Source organism: Paracoccus spongiarum, from assembly GCF_030732095.1.
Classification (GTDB): Bacteria; Pseudomonadota; Alphaproteobacteria; order Rhodobacterales; family Rhodobacteraceae; genus Paracoccus; species Paracoccus spongiarum.
In genome coordinates, this window is sequence record NZ_JAVAMQ010000047.1 from 1 (window position 1) to 2,500 (window position 2,500).

The 2,500-nt window shown below is 55.7% G+C and carries 2 rRNA genes (1 of these 2 cut by a window edge); both read right to left on the reverse strand.

What is annotated here, in order from left to right:
* Positions 1-116: 116 nt before the first annotated feature.
* Positions 117-231 (reverse strand): 5S ribosomal RNA (gene rrf, locus Q5Y72_RS19445).
* Between the two features lie 87 nt (positions 232-318).
* Positions 319-2,500: ribosomal RNA gene (locus Q5Y72_RS19450) — 23S ribosomal RNA — on the reverse strand; it runs 650 nt beyond the window's last position.

A 2,500-nucleotide genomic window follows, 5' to 3' on the forward strand; every position in this document is an offset into this window, starting at 1 on the left:
GGATTTGAACCAACGACCTTCAGGTTATGAGCCTGACGAGCTACCGGGCTGCTCTACCCCGCGGCAAGGTTGTCCTGATCTTTTTCATCGTTTCAGAGGGGTGCGTTTCTTTCCAGGTCTGGCGGTGACCTACTCTCCCACGTCTTGAGACGCAGTACCATCGGCGCAGCGGCACTTAACGGCCGAGTTCGGGATGGGATCGGGTGTTTTGCTCGCGCTAGGGCCACCAGACCGGGAAAGAAACGCTCAGCGTCGGCCTTTTGGGCCGGTGTTGTCCAAGGATGCTTCTGGGAGAAGGCAGTCTGCCTTCTTCCGGATCAAATCAAGCCTGTCGAGCCATTAGTACCGGTCAACTGAATGCATTGCTGCACTTACATCTCCGGCCTATCGACGTGGTGGTCTTCCACGGCTCTCAAGGGATACCTTGTTTTGAGGGGGGCTTCCCGCTTAGATGCCTTCAGCGGTTATCCTGTCCGTTCATAGCTACCCAGCACTGCCGTTGGCACGACAACTGGTCCACCAGTGGAACGTTCACCCCGGTCCTCTCGTACTAGGGGCAACTCCTCTCAAGTATCCAACACCCACGGCAGATAGGGACCGAACTGTCTCACGACGTTCTAAACCCAGCTCACGTACCTCTTTAAATGGCGAACAGCCATACCCTTGGGACCTGCTCCAGCCCCAGGATGAGATGAGCCGACATCGAGGTGCCAAACGATGCCGTCGATATGGACTCTTGGGCATCATCAGCCTGTTATCCCCAGCGTACCTTTTATCCGTTGAGCGATGGCCCTTCCACTCGGGACCACCGGATCACTATGGCCGTCTTTCGACTCTGCTCGACTTGTCAGTCTTGCAGTCAGGCTGGCTTCTGCCATTGCACTCAACGAGCGATTTCCGACCGCTCTGAGCCAACCTTCGCGCGCCTCCGTTACTGTTTGGGAGGCGACCGCCCCAGTCAAACTACCCGCCACGCAGGGTCCCGGATCCGGATGACGGACCGCGGTTAGACATCAAGAGTGCGAAGGGCGGTATCTCAAGGATGGCTCCACGGGAACTGGCGTCCCCGCTTCAAAGCCTACCGCCTATCCTGCACATCGCAATCCTGATGCCAGTGCGAAGCTGTAGTAAAGGTGCATGGGGTCTTTCCGTCTAACCGCGGGAAGTCTGCATCTTCACAGACAATTCAATTTCGCTGAGTCCACATTTGAGACAGCGGGGAAGTCGTTACGCCATTCGTGCAGGTCGGAACTTACCCGACAAGGAATTTCGCTACCTTAGGACCGTTATAGTTACGGCCGCCGTTTACCGGGGCTTCAATTCAATGCTTGCACATCTCCTTTTAACCTTCCGGCACCGGGCAGGCGTCAGACCCTATACGTCGCCTTACGGCTTCGCAGAGCCCTGTGTTTTTAGTAAACAGTCGCCACCCCCTGGTTTGTGCCCCCGGCCCCTGCTTGCGCAAGAACCGGGCCTCCTTCTCGCGAACTTACGGAGGTATTTTGCCGAGTTCCTTAAATGTGGTTCTCTCAAGCGCCTTGGTATTCTCTACCAGTCCACCTGTGTCGGTTTCGGGTACGGTCTTGTGGAGGGCTATTTCCAGGAACCCCTAAGCAGCCTCTTCAATCCGATAAGAAGAAACTACCCTCGGGATCCGTCACCATCTCCTGGCCCAGGAATATTAACCTGGTTCCCATCGACTACGCCTTTCGGCCTCGCCTTAGGGGCCGGCTTACCCTGCTCAGATTAGCTTTAAGCAGGAACCCTTGGACTTTCGGCGACAGGGTCTCTCACCCTGTTTGTCGCTACTCATGTCAACATTCTCACTTCTGATCACTCCACCGGTTGCCTCACGGCCCGGCTTCACAGTCAGAACAGTGCCTCCGTCGGATCCGAAGATACGAAAGAGGCAGCGTCCTATATCACAGAACGCTCCGCTACCACGCACCCAAGGTGCATCCAAAGCTTCGGCTCGTGGCTTGAGCCCCGTTACATCTTCGCCGCAAGACCTCTTGATTAGACCAGTGAGCTGTTACGCTATCTTTAAAGGATGGCTGCTTCTAAGCCAACCTCCTGGTTGTTTTGGAAGTCTCACATGCTTTCCCACTTAGCCACGAATTGGGGGCCTTAGCTGTTGGTCAGGGTTGTTTCCCTCTCCACGACGGACGTTAGCACCCGCCGTGTGTCTCCCGGATAGTCCTTCTCGGTATTCGGAGTTTGCTTAGACTCAGTAAGGCTGTGGGCCCCCATCATCCATGCAGTGCTCTACCCCCGAGAGGATACGTCCGAGGCGCTACCTAAATAGCTTTCGCGGAGAACCAGCTATCTCCGAGTTTGATTGGCCTTTCACCCCTAGGCACAAGTCATCCCGACCCTTTTCAACGGGTGTGGGTTCGGACCTCCAGTTGGTGTTACCCAACCTTCATCCTGCTCATGCCTAGATCACTCGGTTTCGGGTCTGATCCGTCTGACTCATGCGCCCATTTAAGACTCGCTTTCG